A 20,311-nucleotide genomic window follows, 5' to 3' on the forward strand; every position below is an offset into this window, starting at 1 on the left:
TTCTTGATCATATACCGCTAACAGCGGTAGAAATCCGGTGGCAAAGGCGAACGCTTTGCTTCTCCAGGACAATTCCGTCCTCTACGCTACCTTCTGCTTAGGCTTCTGTTTTTAGCAAGCACTTATTATGATTTAGAGCCACATAAAATATCCCCTTTAAGCAGACGGTGTTCGATAAAGAACACTAAAGTTGACTTAAAGGGGATTTTTGTACACGATGATAGTTGCCAGTTCTGAATAAAGTAGCATAAAATGGTTGTAGAAGTAATGACAAAAATATAGGAGTGGTTAAGCTTTTGGCTAGATATATAAAACCTTTACATAAGACGACTCGGAATAATATCCGATTTACGCCATTGTTATGGATATTATTATTTATCGGGCTGGCAGTTCGACTCTATATTGCACCTATCTGGACCGGATATGAAGCCGATATCCAAACCTTTATCGCTTGGGCGGAGACAGCTTATTCAGGAGGTCTTAATCAGTTATATGGGACTGACATGTTCCTTGATTATCCACCTGGATATATGTATGTCCTTTATATCATTGCAGCGATTAGAGACATGCTGGGAATAAGCTTGGATAGCCCTGCGATGCTTATTTTACTGAAGATGCCTGCAATGCTCGCGGATGTGATTACAGGTTATCTGCTTTATCTTGTTGGGGTTAGATACCTCAAACCAACAATAGCGGTAATGATTGCCGCACTATATGTGCTCAATCCAGCAATACTGATTAATTCTACAGTATGGGGACAAGTTGATTCGTTCTTCATGCTCGTTATTGCTGTCTATTTATTGTTCCTGCAGCGAGGAAGGTTATCGCTAGCTGCGGTCGTATTAGCAGTTGGTATCATGCTTAAGCCTCAAGGTCTTTTATTTGGGCCATTCTTACTTATTGCTGTTCTTCGGACTCAAAGCTTTCGCGTACTGTGGCAGTCCATACTCTCTGGCGTCGGAACGGTTCTCGTATTATTATTGCCATTTGGCATTCTAACGAATGGCGTAGGATGGGTTTTTAAACTCTACTTTACAACATTAGCATCTTATCCATACGGCTCGCTTAATGCTTTTAATTTTATAGCGCTGTTAGGCGGTAATTTCATCGAGTTGAACGGTAAGTTAATTTCGTATCAAGCCTGGGGCTTCATGCTGATGATCGTTTCTTCGATTTATTGCTTCTATTTATATTTCAAAAGTATCGATCGGAAGGGCGCAGCTTTCTATTTCTCGTTCTTATTCTTGGCCGCGGTATTCATGTTTACGGTCAAAATGCATGAACGCTACTTTTTCTATGCCTTGCTGCCGCTTCTGATGAGTTACATCTATCTCCGTGATAGGCGAATATTAGGCTTGTTTGCATTGTTTTCCTTTACACATTTCGTTAATATCGCTTATGTGCTTAAGCTTGTGTGGCAAGGGATACCTTGGGTTCCGCAATGGGATGTGCTGATGCTGATCATTTCAGCGCTGCAAGTTATATTGCTCGTATATGGTGCGTGGCTTGGATGGCAGCTTTATAATCCGTTAGCAATGAACTCGTCTGTAGAGAATAAAAACATCACAACTAAGTCGAGGTCTGATAAGAACGAAGCTAAGCTTGCCAATAAAGCCTTGTTGCCTTTAGCAAAACCCAAGTCAGATCGATCAAAACGATTTACCAAGAAAGACTGGCTGTTATCGATGAGTTTAACTCTCGTCTATAGTGTATTTGCATTTATTAATTTAGGAGCGCATGAAGCGCCTGAGACGTACTGGAAACCGGCTGTTTCTGGCGAAGCGATTGTCTTTGATCTTGGCTCCAAGGTGAAGCTTGAACGATTACATACGTACGCAGGGGTAGGCCATGGGAAATATACCTATTCGTATTCGAATGATGGAAAAACCTGGACTGATTTGCCTGAAGTTGATTCTAATCATACAAAAGTATTTACATGGAATGTTCTGACACCGAATGTAGATGCGAGGTATGTCAAGTTGGAAGTGAAGGAGCAGGGCTTCACACTGCATGAGATCGCTTTTTTTGATGGTCAGTCTGACAAGCCGCTGCCTGTTGAACAACTGCAGGCTATCCATCTGAATGCAGATGACCTTGGCAAGGTAGACAATCTGATCGATGAGCAAAGCATCGTACCATATTCACCAACTTATATGAATGGTACCTACTTTGATGAAATCTACCATGCACGGACAGCTTACGAGCATCTGCATCAGATTGAACCCTATGAGAATACACATCCACCACTAGGCAAAATATTTATTTCAATCGGAATCGCGCTATTTGGAATGAATCCTTTTGGCTGGCGGATTGTAGGAACGTTGTTTGGAATTGCGATGGTTCCTATTATGTATATGTTCGGAAAGAGGCTATTTGGCAAATCCCGTTATGGCTTTATCGCTTCCTTCTTATTTACGTTTGATTTTATGCATTTTGCACAGACACGAATTGCAACGATTGACGTATATGGCGTATTTTTCATCATCTTGATGTTCTATTTCATGTATCGATACTGGTCAACGAACTTTTATCGGGACGGCTTACGCAAAACATTAATTCCATTAGGGCTTGCGGGTCTTTTCTTCGGAATAGGAGTTGCTTCCAAGTGGATCGTATTATACGGTGGAGTAGGATTGGCTTTGATTCTGCTGATTGTGTTGATCGAACGCTATATAGAGCATCGACAGGCTAAGCAGCTGTTAAATAGCTTAGAGCAATCGAGTGAGGATAACCCTTCAACTGATGGTTCAATCAGTGAAGATAAATCTGTTGAAGCACCCATCGAACTATCGACGGAAGAACGCAGTTATTTGGAGAAAGTAGCAAGCACCTACTGGCGCCCGACCATTGCGACATTAGCCTGGTGTCTGTTGTTCTATATAGCGATTCCTGTAACGATCTATGTCCTATCCTATATACCATTTATGATGGTTCCTGGAGAAGGGCATGGGCTGAAGAACGTGATTACGTATCAGGAACACATGTTTAGCTATCATAGCAAGCTGGTCGCAACTCATCCATTTGGTTCGCCTTGGTATGAGTGGCCGTTTATGGTGACACCGATCTGGTATTACTCAGGACAGTTCTTACCTCAAGGCAAAATATCGTCGATTGTGTCATTTGGTAACCCGCTTGTATGGTGGGGAGGACTTGTCGCCTTGTTTGCAACGATTTATTGTGCAATCAAATATAAAAAGCGTGAGCTTATCGTACTATTGATTGCTTGCGCCTCCCAATACCTGCCATGGGTCGGTGTTCCGAGATTGACCTTCATTTATCACTATTTTGCAATAGTTCCGTTCTTGGCCTTAATGCTTGCGTACTTTATTGGCAATTGGATGGACAAGAGCAAAGAGCTGAAATGGATTGCTTGGGGCTACTTAGCTGCTGTATTCCTGTTATTCCTGATGTTCTATCCGATTCTATCTGGCATGGTCATCGATTCAAGCTATTCTGCAAACTGGCTGCGCTGGCTGCCAACATGGAATTTCTTCTAGTCAATTTCAACCGCAAGCTGTTCTATAATGGATGAATCATGTCCCTGATGTGTGGGCTAATTGGGAAGATATAAAGCTGCGAAAGGTTGTTGTTAAAAATCCACTTGAGCTAGCTATAATCGAATTCAAATAAAGGCGTCCCATAGGGCCAGTTGTTGACCCGGGAAGCCTTTTTGTTATGCTTATGGCGATCTACAATGACTTGGAATTCCGTGCAAACCACTCATCCTCAAGCATGCTCTTTTGGATGCAGGGTTAGCTTGATTGGTTTGATCGGTTTGATGTTGATAGCCAGTGCTCTGTCATTTGCTGTCTTCCAGCCTCGACCTGAGGGTGGAATTGCAACACGGCAGCAGACCTAACTCGATGAACCTTTTGCATGGCTGTCTGCAGCAAATGATCTAGCTTTGCAAGATCAGCATTTGTTGAAGGGGCTGTATTGGTATATGGCTTAATACGTTTCGAAAGCAGTTGCCTCGCAATCGACAGTCCAGCCACCGTTCCTTGGGCCAAGGCAATCTTAGCACTCTCGATGCCAGTGATATTGCCAGCCACATACAAGCCGCTTATGGGTGTTTCCATTTGCTCATTGTGTACAGGTACATGTCCGCCGAGCTCGGGAATGTAGCGGAATGGACAACCCGCCACTGCTGCCAGCTCTGCCAGCGGATAAAGTCCGCCAGAGATGCATACGAAATCGACATCCAGAGATCGGATCGATCCCGCCTTTACTTGGCCATCTGCATCTACATCCGCAATTTGGACCCGTTCTACCTGGCCATTTCCTTCTACATCAACAGCAGCTAGGCGAAGCTGAATCGGGATTCCCCATATGCGCATGCCGCGCTTCGGATAGAAGCGATGCCCCAGCTTCTTTATAGCGGGATTGCGCATGAGCTTTGCTCCGAATCGCAGCAGTGGAGAAGGGGCCAGATGTGCCAGCCGCAGCATCGCATCCATAACATGACGTGGACTGCCGGTTTGCTGATTCAGCATGCTGGCCGCTGGCAGAACCATGGCTGCCACCTCGATTCCAGCGAGCTGAAGCTCTCTTGCGATAGCCATCGACAGCACATTGATTCCGACGATGATGCCACGCTTGCCGACCGGCACGCGGTGCACATTCGTCATGACCTGTGCGGCGCCAATCGACATGACACCAGGCAGTGTCCAGCCCGGGATGGGTGAAGCGATTTCAGCGGCTCCCGTTGCCAATAGCAGCGCAGGGGTCTGCCAAACCTGTGAGCCGGCGTAGACTTGCCAGCCTTCCTCGCAATGCACGATATCGTACACGGAAATGCCCATTTCGATCTCTACTCCTAATGAATGGGCACGATCCTCCAGCTTTTTCGCTTCTGATATCCCGTTCCACCATTCTCCATCCGGCTCCTGATGCAGCTGTCCAAGAAGCCTTCCACCCGGACGGACAAATTCATCCAGCACCTTCACTCGCAAGCCATGCTCTGCACAAGCAATGGCCGCACATAGTCCGGCGGGTCCAGCGCCGATAACGATGACATCCACCATCAGGAATGATCTCCTTTCTTGAATGGGGTAGGCAGCGCTTTGCCTGATTGCACCTTCATACCGTCCCGTACGATTGTCAGACAGGCTCGTTGTCCTTCAAGTCCGTCAACCGTAACGCGGCATTCGAAGCAATGTCCAATGTTGCAGTAAATTCCTCGTGGTGTACCATGCTCCTCTTGTACACGCAAGGTTCTTATTCCATAGGCTAGCAGTGCTGCTGCAATTGTCTCGCCTTCCCTGGCTTCCAGCGGCTCGCCGTCAAATTGAAAGCACTGGGGCTTTCCGAGAACGAGGGGGCCCAGAATGGGATGCGCCTCCAGTCGCTGCGCTATACGCGGCTTGATCAATCTGCGTCACCTCCTTGAGTGGTATGAAAGGGGATCGGACGAACAGGCGGCTGAACTCTAAGCGGCAGGTCGGCTGGCATTTCACGACCACTTGCCAGCTGGGCGATTTGGTCAACAAGCACTCGACAGGTCCTTCCTCCGCAGTAGCCCATTCCTGCACGGGTACGCAGCTTCAGCTCTCTTGACGAGCATTGATATTGAACAGCAGTATCTACCAACTGCTGAAGTGAAATTTCTTCACAGCGACATATAATCTCCGTCGACTGGCTCATAATGGTCCTCCTTTGAGGTTCATGTTAGGGGTTTCCCACTAATCTAGCAAATACCGTGCCAACTTTGGCTGCTAGTTTTGAGTGACAGATGTCAATGAACCTATACAGTGCCAAATCAGACTGTATACGAATGTCAAATATACCCGGTCAAGTGACGGAATCCTCAGACCAAGCGTAGTATTCACCTCAGGTTTCTAAAAGAAATTCAGTCATTATCCTCCATCTGGCATGATAATTGCTGAAATCATATGCAAGCATGCCATGCTCAGCAAAGCTGAGGTTTGAAATTCTTGAAAGCCCTTCCATTCATAGGGCGTGTACGGAATGCTTAAATATGTGATAGGAGGTAGAGTATGGCTCGTTATATTTTTGGACGTATCGGCTATATGATCGTGACTTTTCTGATAGTTGCCACACTAACCTTTTTCCTGATGCAAACCTTGCCAGGCTCACCATTTAATGATCAGAAGATGACACCAGTGCAGAAGCAAAACCTCTATGAGAAGTACGGCTTAGATAAGCCAGTTGCTATGCGTTACATTCAATACATGTCCAATATTCTAAAAGGGGATCTTGGACAGTCCTTTCAGTTTGACGGAAGACCTGTTACGAAGATTATCTCGGAGCGAATTGGTGCTTCTGCTATACTTGGTGGCCAGTCTCTCGTGATTGGAACTATCCTTGGATTATTGCTTGGAATGCTAGCTGCGATAAAGCACAATAGCTCAATCGATTACGGGGCTATGGTATTCTCGGTGATCGGTGTTTCGATTCCTTCCTTCGTATTTGCCGGATTACTGCAGTACTGGGTGGGGGTGAAGCTGCAATGGCTTCCAATTGCCTTTTGGGATGGCTTCAAATATACCATTCTTCCAACGATTTCGATGGCTGTATTTGTTATAGCCACGATCGCTCGCTTTATGCGTACCGAAATGATTGAGGTTTTGGGACAGGATTACATTATTACAGCAAGAGCCAAAGGATTGGGCAACGTAGCTATTCTAATCAAGCACGGGCTTCGCAATGCAATGATTCCGATTCTTACGCTGCTCGGACCTATGACCATTAATTTGATGACGGGCTCTCTTGTAATTGAAAGGATTTTCAGTATTCCAGGTCTGGGCGAGCAGTTCACACAATCGATTACTACGAATGATTATCCGGTCATTATGGGGACAACGCTTTTCTATGCAGCACTCTTTATTGGAGTCGTGCTTGTCGTTGATTTACTGTATGGCATCGTGGATCCAAGAATACGTCTAACTGGAGGGAAGCAAGGATGAATACGAATATTACAACGCAGCAAAGAAAAGAATGGCTCGTTCTAGCAGAGTCGGACCAAATGAACCCGGATCACATCTCGGACGCTCCTCCACTTACTTATTGGCAGGATACTTGGAAGCGATTTCGTAAAAATAAAGGAGCATTAACTGGGTTTATTATTATCATCCTTCTGGTGATTATGGCAATTGTCGGGCCCTATATGACGAAGTTCGGTTTTGATGATCAAAATTTACAGCGCGCCAAAATGCCGCCCAAGGTGCCAGTGCTGGAGAATATTCCATGGCTTGGGTTTAGTGGAAAAGATATTCATGGCGTTGACCAATACGCTAAAAAAGGAGTCACTGACTACTTTTGGTTCGGTACGGATGAGCTGGGTCGGGACTTGTGGACTCGTGTGTGGCAAGGTACTCGCATTTCATTATATATCGCATTATTAGCTGCAACTATTGACCTGATACTAGGTGTCGCCTATGGAGGAATATCCGCCTTCTATGGAGGCCGAGTCGATAATATTATGCAGCGGATTATCGAAGTATTAGTAGGAATTCCAAGCTTGATCGTCATCATCTTGCTGATCCTTGTACTTAAGCCCGGGATAATTTCGATTACACTGGCGATGGTCATAACAGGCTGGGTTGGTATGGCGCGGATTGTCCGCGGACAAATTTTGAAGCTCAAAAACCAGGAATACGTGCTGGCAGCTCGAACACTGGGAGCCAAGGATCGCCGTCTGCTTTGGAAGCATCTGATTCCGAATACATTTGGTCCAATCGTCGTAACTTCGATGTTTACGATTCCGGGGGCCATCTTCACAGAGGCCTTCCTGAGCTTTATCGGCTTGGGCCTGCAGCCGCCGATTGCTTCACTGGGAACACTGGTCAATGACGGGTTCAAAATGATGCGCATCAATCCACACATGATGATCGAATCATCCATCGTAATCAGCTTGATTATGATTAGCTTTAACCTGCTTGGTGATGGTTTAAGGGATGCACTGGATCCCAAAATGCGCAGATAGGAGGAAACACGATGGAAAAAATACTTGAAGTCAAAAATATGCATGTTTCCTTCCAGACGTATGGCGGGGAAGTGCAGGCGGTGCGAGGCGTTACCTTTGATTTGTACAAAGGAGAGACGCTGGCGATTGTTGGAGAGTCTGGATCAGGCAAATCCGTTACGGTCAAAAGCATTATGCAGCTGATCAATCCATCCATCGGCAAAATCAAGCAAGGAGAGATTCTTTTTGGAGATCAGGATTTGCTAAAGCTGTCGGAGAAGCAAATGCGTTCGATCCGCGGCTCGGAAATTTCAATTATTTCGCAGGATCCAATGACTTCCCTCAATCCTACCATGACGATCGGTAATCAGATTATGGAGTGTATTCGAAAGCATCAACGTGTAAGCAAAGCAAAATCACGCCACATGGCGATCGAACTGCTGGATCTGGTCGGTATTCATAGTCCAGAATTGCGTATCAAGCAGTATCCGCATCAATTTTCTGGAGGTATGCGTCAACGGGTAGCTATTGCTATAGCTCTGGCGTGTAAGCCGAAGATTCTAATTGCAGATGAGCCAACAACCGCATTGGACGTTACGATTCAAGCTCAAATTCTGGATTTGCTCAAAAGTTTGCAAAAACAGTTCGGGATGTCCATTATTTTTATCACACATGATTTAGGAGTCGTTGCCAATATGGCTAATCGAGTAATCGTGATGTATGCCGGACGAATGATCGAGCAGGGTACCGTAGACGATATTTTCTATGATCCGCGTCATCCATATACTTGGGGATTGCTTGGCTCTATGCCTAGTCTGGAGAGGAAGAGCGAGATGCTCTATTCGATCCCGGGAGCTCCTCCGAACATGGCCAGCTTGCCGCAAGGGGATGCTTTCGCCAGTCGAAATCAATTTGCACTTAAAATTGACTATATGGAAGAGCCTCCTATGTTCAAAATATCAGACACTCATTACGCAGCGACCTGGCTGTTGCATGAAGATGCTCCAGTAATAACCAGACCTAATTTGCATCCTGCCGATGGGAAGGAGTCATCTAATAAGGATAAAGGAGATCGGAAGGAAAAGCTGCTGGAAATATGCGAATTACGTAAAACCTTCAAGGTTGGAAAAGGACAGCTGCAGCATGCTGTGGATGGTCTGTCCTTCGAAATTTTCAAGGGAGAAACCTTTGGTTTGGTTGGCGAATCGGGCTGTGGCAAATCCACAACGGGTCGTACGATCATCGGTTTGTATGATGCGACAGAAGGCCAGGTTCTATATCATGGGAAGGACGTTCACAGCTTGAAGGCAAAGGAGAGAAGAGAGCAGGTCAACCGTCATATGCAGATGATTTTCCAAGATCCTTATTCGGCTCTTAATCCAAGAATGACGGTCGCTGATATCATTGCAGAAGGCCTTGATATTCATGGCTTGACCTCAACGTCGCAGGAACGGATGAAGCAAATTTACGAGCTGCTTGAAACCGTTGGTCTTAATCGCGAGCATGCGAATCGTTACCCGCATGAATTCAGCGGCGGCCAGCGTCAACGAATTGGAATTGCACGCGCATTGGCTGTAAATCCGGAGTTCATTATTGCAGATGAGCCGATCTCGGCTCTGGATGTATCAGTGCAGGCCCAAATTGTTAATCTGTTGAAGAAGCTGCAGAAGGAGAAGGGGCTTACTTATTTGTTTATTGCCCATGATCTTTCGATGGTTAAGCATATTAGTGATCGGATTGGTGTGATGTACAAGGGGAAAATAGTCGAGCTGGCCGATAGTGCTGAATTGTATGATAATCCGCTCCATCCCTATACCCAATCACTACTGTCAGCGATTCCACAGTCTGATCCGCAGGTGGAACGTAAGCGTCAACGAATCGTATTCGATCAAGAGCGGTATCGCCGTGATGAGGATCAGCGGGAGTTTCGTGAAGTAAAACCAGGGCATTGGGTGGTATGTAGGCCAGATGAGCATATCTCTGCATTGAAACAAAATCATGCGTAGCCTGTCAGCCTCGCGGATCACATTTCTTATTCTGATCAGTACTATAATCATTTCATTCGTACTTGCGCTTTTAACTCAGGCGCTTTTCCTGCTCTCATTTGTTGATACAGCAACTTTGCTAGCGCTCCTGCTGATTACAGCAGGAGCTGGCTTATGGGTGCTGCAGGGAGGCATGTTTGATGGCTTTATTCATACCTTTAAGAAATTTTATAGTCGTACGGACAAGGTAGCCGCATATGTGGAGGAACAGGAGAAGGAGATTCGCCGAGGATCCGATCGCCCCTCGTTCGATTCGATGGGATCGACTGGCTATCCAATGACTCTCGTATCGCATACGACAAGACCTGCCCGAATCTCTCGAAATCGGTTCACTTATCCACTGCTGATTGCGGGCATTGTGCTGTTTGTTCTGTGCTATGCGGCAGCATTGTTTATGTAAAGATCACAAAGAAACTGGCTTCCATCTCAGCCAGTTTCTTTGTGATGTTTATAGGTAGAAGAAACGATTACTCAATTACTCAATATGAGCCCACATGTAGCTGACATAAACACCGAACGGATGAGTCACATAGCCTTTCAGCTTTTCTTTGATCAGTAAGGCTCTGCCTTCTTGATACATTGGCATCAATACAACATCTTCCTCGAACAGCAGACGCTCAGCTTCTTGCAGGTCTTTCCAGCGCTCTGCCAAGTCTGTGTTGTTTTTCGCTTTGTTGATCAGCTCGTCATATTTAGGATTGTTGTAGCCAGACCAGTTGTAAGGAGAATCCGATGTGTAGTTCTCCAGGAATGTCAGCGGATCTGGATAGTCCGGGCCCCAGCCAGAGGAGACAAATTCATATTTCAAATTGTCCATCAAAGCTAGCTTTTGTTTTTGAGGCTGTTGGTTAATTGTAACAGTTAAGCCTGGAAGGTTTTTTTCCAATTGGTTTTTGATGTACTGACCGATTGTTTTGGACAGGTCACCTTCATAGTTCAGCAGCTCGAGGCTGATTGCTTTCTCGCCAAGCTCTTCCAAGCCTTTGGCCCATAGTTCTTTCGCTTGATCCAGCGTTACTTTGTTGAAGCCATCGTATTTGTCACGGAAATCCTTGCCGTCCGGACCGAATACAAAGCCCTTTGGCACGACGTAGTTAGCAGGAATGGAGCCGTCATTCAATACGATATTAACCATATCCTGCTTGTTCCATGCAGATACTAACGCAAGTCTAATATTTTTATTTTTCAGATATTTATTTGTGTGGTTAAAATCAATATAACGCATACCTGGATCTAAATTAGTGATATATTCCTTGCTGTTTTTGTACTGCTCTACATACTCGGAGGAAAGAGCGGTTACATCAATTTGGCCAGCTTCGTATAGATTCATCCGAGTTCCAACATCTTTAACTACCTTGAAGTTGATTGTTTCAAGCTGAACATCCTTTGTCCCCCAGTAATTAGGGTTCTTTTTCAATACCCATCCTTCTTCATGCTTCCAGCTTTCAATCAAGAATGGACCGCTGAACAATACGGTATTGGCTTCCAAGCCATATTTCGATCCTTGTTTTTCTACGAAGGCTTTGTTTTGCGGATAGAAAACAGGTGTTGTAAGCAGATCCAGGAAGTAAGGAACAGGCTTGGAAAGAACGACTTCTAATTTGTGATCGCTCAGTACTTTAATTCCAAGTGTACTCACTTCAGCTTTTTTGGCGCGAATTTCACGGCCATTTACGATGTCATCGAAGAAGAAGGAGAATGGAGACATGGTCTCAGCGCTAAGCGCTTTTTTCCAAGCGAATTCAAAGTCATTTGCCGTAACGGGAGAACCGTCGCTCCACTTGGCGTCTTCACGAAGCTCAAATGTATAAGTTTTGCCATCGCTGCTCAGCTCATGCGATTTAGCGATCCCGGGAATTGGTTTATTGTCTTTTCCAAGGCGGTACAGACCTTCCATGACGTTATTCAGCAATCCAATGGTTGGATTATCAATCAGACCTGTGCTGTCTAGTGTTGTAATTTCTTGACCTGCACTCAGGTTCAAAACTTGCTCAGTTTTTTTATCCGAGCCTTTGTCGCTAGGCGCCGGGGAGCTGGATTGATCCGGTGAAGGGATCGGAGAGCTGCTGCCTTTACTGTCGTTAGAGCATGCGGCGAAGATCATGGAGAACGCTACAATTAATGTGATAATGAAAGACCCTCTTATTTTCATTTGGAATCGTCACCTTTCCTGATTTGGAATTTTAACATTGTCTGCCCGGATTATGTTTGGATTTCAATAGACATTTACGCTTATATGCGGTGTTCATCCTCCTTTCTCAAAGGAAATTGAAATCGCTTACATTGTCTATAGTAAAAGCTATACCACCTTTAGAGAATGAGTAATTCTTTTGGAGAATGAGTTAAAATTTCGTATCCATTTTCTGTAATTAGCACATCATCCTCTATTCTAACACCACCTGAGCCTGGAATGTATATACCTGGTTCTATCGTCATAATCATGCCAGGGGCCAAAATGCTCGTTGATTTCTTGGAAAAGAACGGCTCCTCATGAATATCGAGTCCAATGGCGTGGCCGGTTCCATGACCGAAGTAGGAGCCATAGCCTTTATTCTCAATGAATTGATGGGTCCATTCGTCGATTTCCATACAGGATACACCGGGCTTCAGCTTTTCAATACACTGTGTCTCAGCTTCTAGAACTATGCTGTATATTTCCTTGAACGTATCACTAGGCTCGCTAATGGCAACGGTTCTCGTCATATCAGAGCAGTAGCCCTCATAATAAGCACCGAAGTCCATAGTGAGCATTTCACCTTTAGCCAAAGCTTTATCACTGGCAACACCATGAGGAAGGCTACTGCGAATACCGGATGCAATTATCGTTTTGAAGGAAACTGACGTGGCTCCAAGTGTACGCATAAAGGCTTCGAGCTCATGCGCAATAGCCCGCTCTGTGCGACCAGGCTGAATGAAATTGAGAATATGAGTGAAGGCTTGATCTGCAATGGAAGCAGCTTGACGTATGATGGCAATTTCTTCATTGGTTTTAATCATCCGCAGCTTTTCCACTAATCCGCTTGTAGGAACGAGCTCGATCCCGAGGTTTTCGTGAAATTGAAGAAACGCGCCGTGAGAAAGATGGTTTTTCTCAATACCCAGCTTTTGAATACCCAGACGTTTTACTTCTGCAATCACTTGCTCGAAGATCGTGCTGGTCGCGATAATTACATCGTAATTCGTGGTTTGCGATTTGGCTTGCTCTACGTAGCGGAAATCAGCAATGAACAGAGCCTCACTCATGGTGATCAATACGGCTCCTGCTGTCCCTGTAAAACGAGTCAGGTAACGACGATTTGATGCACTGTCGATATATATTCCTTCCAAACCATCTTGCTCCATTTGTTGCCTTAGCTGTTTCAATTGTTCAGTCAAAAGAATTCCTCCTTGAATAAGCATCTATTGCTTGCTTGTTAATCGTTCTTATTCATGGGTTAAGCAAATAGAGTGCCAAGCATCAATTCAATCCATTGAAATAAATAGTAGCAAGCAGCTTTCTAAAGAATATTCCTAGCTCGTAAGCAGTGCTTGTCTTAGCTCTGTATAACTCCGCAAAGCCTAAAGTGTATACATTAGGAAAACGTGTATCAAATGTTTGACATTTGTAAGAAAAGACTCCAGTGATGCTTGGCATCATTCTTGCTGCACATACGGATGAGTCATTATTTTTGACGTAGAGAGGGATGGTATGGATGAAGTTTAATCAGCTTTTTACGACAATTGACGCTCATACAGGTGGAGAGCCCTTGCGTATTATTACCGGAGGAATTCCACCGCTTAAAGGCGATACAATCTTGGAAATGCGTGCTTATTTTCGCAATAACCTGGATTACATCCGCCAAATACTAATGTATGAGCCAAGAGGACATCATGGAATGTACGGTTGTGTGATTACACCCCCAGTAAGTGCTGAAGCTGATTTTGGTGTGCTGTTTATGCATAATGAGGGCTACAGTACAATGTGTGGACATGGGATTATTGCCGTAGTTACTGCTGTAATCGAAACGGGATGGATCAAAGTACAAGGATCGAACCCGAAGATTGTTATTGACAGTCCTGCTGGATTGATCACCGCCCATGCTAAATGTGAAGGCAGTAATGTGAAATCTGTGTCCTTTGAAAATGTGCCGTCTTTCGTATTGGCATCCAGTGTGCCGCTATCGTTAGGCGGAAGACAATTCACAGCAGATATCGCATACGGCGGTGCGTTCTATGCCATCGTTAATGCTGAGGATCTAGGTGTCCGGACGGAAATTGAACAACTGCCCTTTCTTCAGAACTGGGGTGCTGAGATTAAAGCCGCAATTGAGCAGCAGATGGTAGTCGAGCATCCGCATGAAAAAGAGATTAATGGCATTTATGGAGTCATTATTTCAGATTCACCTCGCAAAGCAGATTCACATCTTCGCAATATCACGGTTTTTGCCAATAAGCAAATCGACCGATCTCCATGCGGTACAGGGACTTGCGCCAGAGTTGCAGCTCTATATCAGCGTGGACATTTGAAAATGACGGATCGATTTGTTCATGAGGGCATCCTGGATAGTCAATTTATTGCACGGATCAGCAAAACAACTACGGTTGGTCAATACGATGCGATTGTTCCGACCATTGAGGGGCAAGCTCATTTGACAGGCTTCCATCAATTTGTGGTAGACCCGACTGATCCTCTTGCAGATGGATTTTTACTTCAATAGTACAGGAGGCTAATTCATATGATCGTGTTAACGGCCAGTAATCAAAAGCAGCTAATGTCCATGAGTGAAGCGATTGATGCTGTGGCTCTGGCTTTAAGCGAATATTCCAATCAGCGTGCTAATGTTCCGATTCGTACGTTTTTACCAGTAGAGTCACAGGGTGGAACAGCGATTTTTATGCCGGCCATGGTTGAAAGCATTGACAGCATCGGGATGAAGTGGGTATCGATCTTCCCACGGAACAAAGAGCAGGGTAAGAAGACGTTATATGGTCTTGTCCTGCTTGCAGATATTCGAACTGCTGAGCCTTTGGCTATGCTCGAGGCTTCCCATTTGACCGCTTTGCGAACCGGAGCTGCTTCCGGACTTGCTACCCGGCTTATGGCTAGAGCGGATGCCAATACGCTAGGTGTTGTTGGAACGGGTGTTCAAGCACGTGGAGCGATTGATGCCATTATGGCTGTGAGATCGATTGCAAATATTCGGTTATATAATCGAAATCGCGATAAAGCTGAGCAAATGGCTAACGAGCTGGCTGCGATGTATGATGTGCATATCGATGTAGTGGATGCTGCAGATAACGCTGTGGAAGAAGCGGATATCATCGTAACGGCAACAAACTCCGCCCAGCCTGTACTGTCTTCAAGTGCGATCAAGCCAGGTGCACACATTAATGCCATTGGTTCATTTCGTCCGCACATGCAAGAGCTTCCCACTGATTTGTGGCTGAGAGCAAGTAAAATTGTGACAGAATCGACGGAAGGCGCTTTGGATGAAACCGGTGACCTGCTGATCCCGATAGAAGAAGGAGTCTATAAAGCCGAGGATCTATATGGTGAGCTTGGCGAGCTGGCATGCGGTCAAAAGCCAGGTAGAGAGCGTGAAGATGAAATTACGATCTTCAAATCAGTAGGACTGGCTGCAATGGATATCGTAGTTGCCAAGCAAATCGTAGACAAAGCGCTTGCTGCTGGAATCGGGCAAACGATTATGCTGGAATAAGCTAAGCCTTTCCTTGATGGAGGGCTTTTTTCTGTTTATGGGTATTAGTTTCCTTATTTCAGAAAAATAAAAAAAGACACTGCCTCCAGCGTGCTGCATGAATCCTTATACAGCGAGCGGAGAATAGTGCCCAAATTCAATCCTATGGAGTGTCTAACAATTTATTTACATATGTAAAACGGCTGTATGGAAAATCAGGTTTCCAGCAGTCCCAATTTATTCATTTTGTTATAGAGTGTAGCCCGAGACATGCCTAGTCGTTTGGCAGTGGACACCTTATTGTCTTTCTCCAGATTCAGGGTGCGAAGAATGATGCTTTTCTCATATGTATCAAGCTCTTTCTGCAAGGATTGAATTTCGTAAGCGGGTTCCTCTTCTTGTTTCTGTTCCAATAGGGGAGCCAATTTTGCCACAGCCTCCTGCTCATAGTTACTTGAGAAGATCGAGGTTGGCAAATATTCCTGCTTGACCTGTCCATCTGCTGCGAACACAACTAATCGTTCGATTGTATTGCGCAACTCGCGAATGTTGCCCGGCCAATCATATTGCATCAAGCTGAGCACAACATTTTGTGGCATCTCATGAATGACACGATTATAACTTAAGGCAAATTCATAAAGGAACGTCTGGGTCAGCTCAATGATGTCCTCCTTGCGCTTGCGCAGCGGAGGAATTTCAACTGTCACAACATTCAGCCGATAATACAAATCCTCACGGAATTGCCCCAGCTTAACCATATCTTCGAGATCGCGATTAGTTGCAGCGATTACACGAAAATCAGCGTCTAATTGCTTTGTTCCGCCAACGGGATAGTATTTTCGTTCCTGGAGAACACGCAGTAGCTTAACCTGCATATCAATCGGCATCTCGCCGATTTCATCCAGGAATAAGGTTCCGCCGCGAGCCAATTCAATTTTTCCCTTTTTCCCATGAACATCTGCTCCGGAGAAGGCACCCCTCTCATACCCGAATAGCTCGCTTTCAAAAAGGGAAGGAGGAATCGCCCCACAGTTGATGGCAATGAATGGTGAGGAGGACTTCTCCCGAATATCATGAATGGCTTTAGCAAACAGCTCCTTACCTACTCCGCTTTCACCCAGAATAAGTGCAGTTGCTTTCGTTGAACCAATTTTCTTGCACATGTCAATGGTTTGTTTAATGGCTCGACTGGAGCCCTTGATATGTACGAATGGATCACTGGATGGACGAAGCTGAGCCATTTGCTGCTGAAGATGGAGGACTTTGGCTGTTGCATTAAACAGTTCCTGATTCAGCCGCACCTCGCTTGTAATGTTCATCTCAGTTGCAACAGAGCCGATAATACGACCATTTAGCCGTATCGGGTTGGCATTGATCAAGACATACAAATCCGGCCGCGGCTGATGCTGCTTTCTTAGAACCGATTCACCTGTTTTTAAAGTCTTAAGCGTTTGCAGCATATCGATCGGGAAAAAATCTGAGATCGACTGGCCGATAATTTTTTGAGCTGGAATTGAGAAAATGTGCTCTGCTCCTCGGCTCCATACGATTGTTTTCTCATCTTCATCGATCATGGTAACCGATGCTTCCATTGTTTCGATCATCGCCTCGAAGTAAGCATCAAGATAGCTGTGCGTTCGATGCAGAGCATTCAGCAACTCGGCTGCATCCAGGTAACCGACCGGTGCCGCGCCATCTTCTACGAGAATATAAGGGCATTTATGAAAGAGTGGAAGAATGTTTTCGAGCGATTGATTGATTTGTACGGAGTATGTCTTCTGCGGAACCTGGGTGGGCTGCCATTGAGTAACGGAATAACAATACATATTCTGCTGCTGTTTAAAAAATAAGACATTGCCTTCAGACTGGCTGGTGAGCGATGGACTTTGGTGGAGCTTTTCTAGCTGCTTTATGGCCATAGTTGCGTCTTTAGCCATGAAAAAAGATCGGTTCATCAGTTTTTCGATTGCAGGTATTTTGTGCTTCAAGGTCATCCCCCCCCTTAATCTGTACATTAGAATTCACTCGAAAGGATATATTTTCCTTTAATTATACACAGTTGTACCAAAAGTGTAAGCAGAATTAGACAATTATTTAAATTATTTGATTTTTTGTAAACGGAAAGGTTTGGCATACTTCTTGCTATGAATGCTGGATAAGGATTTTAATTCACTGGGGAAGGAATATAGGCGATGAATGCTAGTCATGCAGAAATAATCATTGTTGGTGGTGGAATCATCGGCTCAGCCATTGCTTATTTTTTGAGCAAACGTAATGTTGAAGTCATTCTGTTGGACAAAGGAGAGCTTGCTGGAGGAACATCTTCCAGGTGTGATGGCAATATTCTGGCGATCGATAAAGATCCAGGCTTTGATAGTCAGATGTCGCTTGTCAGCCAGCAAATTATTCATGAGTTGAGTCAGGAGCTGGATCTTCCTTTTGAATATCGTAATCCGGGCAGTATTCTCGTATGCGAATCGGATGAAGAAATGGAAGCTGCAAACAAATGGGTGCAAAGTCAGCAGGCGGCTGGTCTTTCCTTCCGTATGCTGGACCGGGGTGATATTAGACAGGAATCCCGATATTTTGCAGATGATCTGTATGGAGGACTGGAATGTGCAACGGATTCCACCGTTAATCCATATTTGTTGACCTATGCCTTGTTTGAGCAAGCGAAAAAAAATGGGGTCAAGGCCAAATTCCATACGGAAGTATTGTCCATGGAGCATAGAAGAGAGGGGGGCTATGTCATACGGACGAATCAGGGAGATTTTACAGCGAAGCAGGTGGTGAATGCTGCTGGCGTCTGGGCACCCCGAATTGGCAGTATGCTGGATTTGGACATTCCGATTGAGCCGCGTAAGGGACATCTTATTGTTGCTTCTAGGCAGCAGCCGGTTGGTATGCGCAAAGTGATGGAATTTGGATATTTGATTTCCAAGTTTGGCGGACAGCGCAAGGTTGACCCTGTAACAGAAAAATATGGCGTTGCTTTAGTATTTGAGCCTACTGAAAGTCAAAATTTCCTGATCGGAAGCAGCCGTGAATTTGTTGGCTTTGATACGCGGGTTAACATGGATGTTGTTAGATGTATGGCCAAACGTGCTTTGCGGTTTTACCCAAAGCTTTCTGATTTTAATTATATCCGAACATATACCGGTCTTAGGCCGTGGACCAAGGATCATTTGCCGATTGTATCTTCGGTCGAGCATCTGCCGGGATACTTTATTGCAGCAGGACATGAAGGTGACGGAATAAGTCTGGCAGCCGTAACAGGGCAGTTAATGAGTGAGTTAGTAACCGGTCAAGAGAAGATGGTCATTGCTCCAGAGCCACTAAAATATGAACGGTTCAGAGAGGTGGGACTACATGCAAATTAAAAAAATATTCAAAACCATTGATACCCATACTGGAGGGAATCCGACAAGAACGATTATTAGTGGTTTACCATCATTAAAAGGTTCGACCATGTCTGAAAAAATGCTGCATATGCAGAGGGAATATGATTGGATTCGTAAGCTGCTTATGTTCGAGCCTCGCGGTCACGATGTAATGTCGGGAGCTTTGTTGACAGAACCTTGCCATCCTGATGCTGACATCGGGGTTATATACATTGAAACAGGTGGCTACTTGCCAATGTGCGGACATGATACCATCGGCTTCTGTACAGCATTGGTCGAAGCGGGAATGGTTCCTGTAACGGAGCCTATTACAACGATCAAGCTGGATACGCCAGCTGGTCTTGTTGAGACACAGATAACCGTTGAGAATGGCAAAGCCAAAGCTGTTGCTTTTCATAATATTCCAGCTTTCTTGTATCGCAGTGTAGAGGTCGAAGTGGATGGAATTGGAAGCGTTTCCTGTGATATTGCCTATGGCGGAAACTTCTATGCGCTTATCGATGCCCGCAAGCTGGGACTGTCCTTGCTTCCTTCCAATGCATCTACCATTGTAGATACTGCAGTGCGCATTCGCAAAGCGATCAATAAGTCTGTTGAAATTATTCATCCAGCAGCACCCTTCATTCAAGGCTTGACGCATATTGAATTTTATGGCGACCCGACCCATCCGGAGGCCGATGTGAAAAATACAGTCGTTGTACCTCCAGGGGGGATCGACCGTTCTCCTTGCGGGACAGGAACTTCTGCGAAATTGGCTGTCATGTATACAAAAGGTGAAATTGAATTGAATGCACCCTTCGTGCATGAAAGCATAGTAGGCTCCTTGTTCCGCGGGCAAGTCGTCGGAACGACAGAAATTGGCGGACTTCCTGCTGTATGGACGCGCATTACCGGCTCTGCCTGGATAACCGGCATGCACACGTTCTTCCTACAGCAGGAGGATGAATTGGATGAAGGATTCCTGTTAATTCCTCCAGCTGATGACCACGCTGCAGCGTGTGCAATAAGCCCAGTGCAGCACAATACAGAAGATTCAGACGCGGCTAGCTGAGCTTCTTTAACAGCAAGCACCGCAAGTTCGGACGAAAGCATAAGTTAAATGGTTATGTGCATCGAGTGATGCCATACACATTTATTTTTCCTCTGAAGCTGAATTGGCATTGAAATTGCTAGGTTAGAGGTATGCGATAATTCGTTCTACTTGTTGCAGCACTGCACTTGATCCATAAGTATATGAACAGCTTCAAGCATTTTATCATATAC

Annotated in this window: 15 protein-coding genes; 9 read left to right on the forward strand and 6 right to left on the reverse strand. The window is 45.2% G+C overall.

The window, feature by feature from the left end; all coding sequences use genetic code 11:
• Positions 1-296: 296 nt before the first annotated feature.
• Entirely contained in the window at positions 297-3,497 is a 3,201-nt protein-coding gene (locus AC1DOK_RS09205; RefSeq protein WP_477553958.1) for a glycosyltransferase family 39 protein, read from the forward strand.
• A gap of 255 nt (positions 3,498-3,752) precedes the next feature.
• On the opposite strand, the gene AC1DOK_RS09210 is transcribed toward AC1DOK_RS09205, so the two are convergent.
• Genes AC1DOK_RS09210 through AC1DOK_RS09220 form a run of 3 tightly spaced genes read right to left on the reverse strand, consistent with a single transcriptional unit; the run spans position 3,753 to position 5,643 of the window.
• Entirely contained in the window at positions 3,753-5,024 is a 1,272-nt protein-coding gene (locus tag AC1DOK_RS09210; RefSeq protein ID WP_477553959.1) for an NAD(P)/FAD-dependent oxidoreductase, read from the reverse strand.
• Positions 5,024-5,356, reverse strand: coding sequence for a (2Fe-2S)-binding protein (locus AC1DOK_RS09215; RefSeq protein ID WP_477554122.1), 333 nt, complete (start codon positions 5,354-5,356; stop codon positions 5,024-5,026). Before AC1DOK_RS09215 ends, AC1DOK_RS09210 begins: the two co-directional genes overlap by 1 nt.
• Positions 5,357-5,367: 11 nt before the next feature.
• Positions 5,368-5,643, reverse strand: coding sequence for a (2Fe-2S)-binding protein (locus AC1DOK_RS09220; RefSeq protein ID WP_477553960.1), 276 nt, complete (start codon positions 5,641-5,643; stop codon positions 5,368-5,370).
• A gap of 353 nt (positions 5,644-5,996) precedes the next feature.
• Between AC1DOK_RS09220 and opp3b the strand changes: the two genes are divergently transcribed.
• From opp3b to AC1DOK_RS09240, 4 genes are read left to right on the forward strand one after another with little or no spacing between them, the layout of a single operon-like run.
• Positions 5,997-6,926: an oligopeptide ABC transporter permease gene (gene opp3b, locus AC1DOK_RS09225; protein WP_477553961.1), complete on the forward strand. Its 930-nt coding sequence runs from the start codon at positions 5,997-5,999 to the stop codon at positions 6,924-6,926.
• Between the two features lie 59 nt (positions 6,927-6,985).
• Positions 6,986-7,945: an oligopeptide ABC transporter permease gene (opp3C, locus tag AC1DOK_RS09230; protein WP_477554123.1), complete on the forward strand. Its 960-nt coding sequence runs from the start codon at positions 6,986-6,988 to the stop codon at positions 7,943-7,945.
• A gap of 11 nt (positions 7,946-7,956) precedes the next feature.
• Positions 7,957-9,930 carry an ABC transporter ATP-binding protein gene (locus tag AC1DOK_RS09235; protein ID WP_477553962.1) on the forward strand — a complete coding sequence of 658 codons (1,974 nt, stop codon included), beginning with the start codon at positions 7,957-7,959 and terminating at the stop codon, positions 9,928-9,930.
• Complete coding sequence (locus tag AC1DOK_RS09240) at positions 9,923-10,369, forward strand: DUF3899 domain-containing protein (protein WP_477553963.1); 447 nt, start codon at positions 9,923-9,925, stop codon at positions 10,367-10,369. Before AC1DOK_RS09235 ends, AC1DOK_RS09240 begins: the two co-directional genes overlap by 8 nt.
• 75 nt (positions 10,370-10,444) lie before the next feature.
• Here AC1DOK_RS09240 and AC1DOK_RS09245 read toward each other — a convergent pair whose 3' ends face one another.
• Both AC1DOK_RS09245 and AC1DOK_RS09250 read right to left on the reverse strand, forming a co-directional pair.
• Entirely contained in the window at positions 10,445-12,121 is a 1,677-nt protein-coding gene (locus AC1DOK_RS09245; protein WP_477553964.1) for a peptide ABC transporter substrate-binding protein, read from the reverse strand.
• Positions 12,122-12,279: 158 nt separating this feature from the next.
• Positions 12,280-13,344 carry a M24 family metallopeptidase gene (locus AC1DOK_RS09250; protein ID WP_477553965.1) on the reverse strand — a complete coding sequence of 355 codons (1,065 nt, stop codon included), beginning with the start codon at positions 13,342-13,344 and terminating at the stop codon, positions 12,280-12,282.
• Positions 13,345-13,661: 317 nt separating this feature from the next.
• Between AC1DOK_RS09250 and AC1DOK_RS09255 the strand changes: the two genes are divergently transcribed.
• On the forward strand, positions 13,662-14,666 hold the full coding sequence (locus AC1DOK_RS09255; RefSeq protein ID WP_477553966.1) for a proline racemase family protein: 1,005 nt from the start codon (positions 13,662-13,664) through the stop codon (positions 14,664-14,666).
• A gap of 18 nt (positions 14,667-14,684) precedes the next feature.
• Positions 14,685-15,668 (forward strand): ornithine cyclodeaminase family protein, encoded by a 984-nt coding sequence (locus AC1DOK_RS09260; protein ID WP_477553967.1) that lies wholly within the window; start codon positions 14,685-14,687, stop codon positions 15,666-15,668.
• 194 nt (positions 15,669-15,862) lie between these two features.
• Here AC1DOK_RS09260 and AC1DOK_RS09265 read toward each other — a convergent pair whose 3' ends face one another.
• Positions 15,863-17,641: a sigma-54 interaction domain-containing protein gene (locus AC1DOK_RS09265; RefSeq protein WP_477553968.1), complete on the reverse strand. Its 1,779-nt coding sequence runs from the start codon at positions 17,639-17,641 to the stop codon at positions 15,863-15,865.
• Positions 17,642-17,839: 198 nt separating this feature from the next.
• On the opposite strand from AC1DOK_RS09265, the gene AC1DOK_RS09270 reads away from it, so the two are divergent.
• Complete coding sequence (locus AC1DOK_RS09270) at positions 17,840-19,027, forward strand: NAD(P)/FAD-dependent oxidoreductase (RefSeq protein WP_477553969.1); 1,188 nt, start codon at positions 17,840-17,842, stop codon at positions 19,025-19,027.
• Positions 19,017-20,099 carry a proline racemase family protein gene (locus tag AC1DOK_RS09275; protein ID WP_477553970.1) on the forward strand — a complete coding sequence of 361 codons (1,083 nt, stop codon included), beginning with the start codon at positions 19,017-19,019 and terminating at the stop codon, positions 20,097-20,099. Before AC1DOK_RS09270 ends, AC1DOK_RS09275 begins: the two co-directional genes overlap by 11 nt.
• The last annotated feature ends 212 nt before the right edge of the window (positions 20,100-20,311 follow it).

The organism is Paenibacillus sp. P5_B5 (assembly GCF_056400365.1).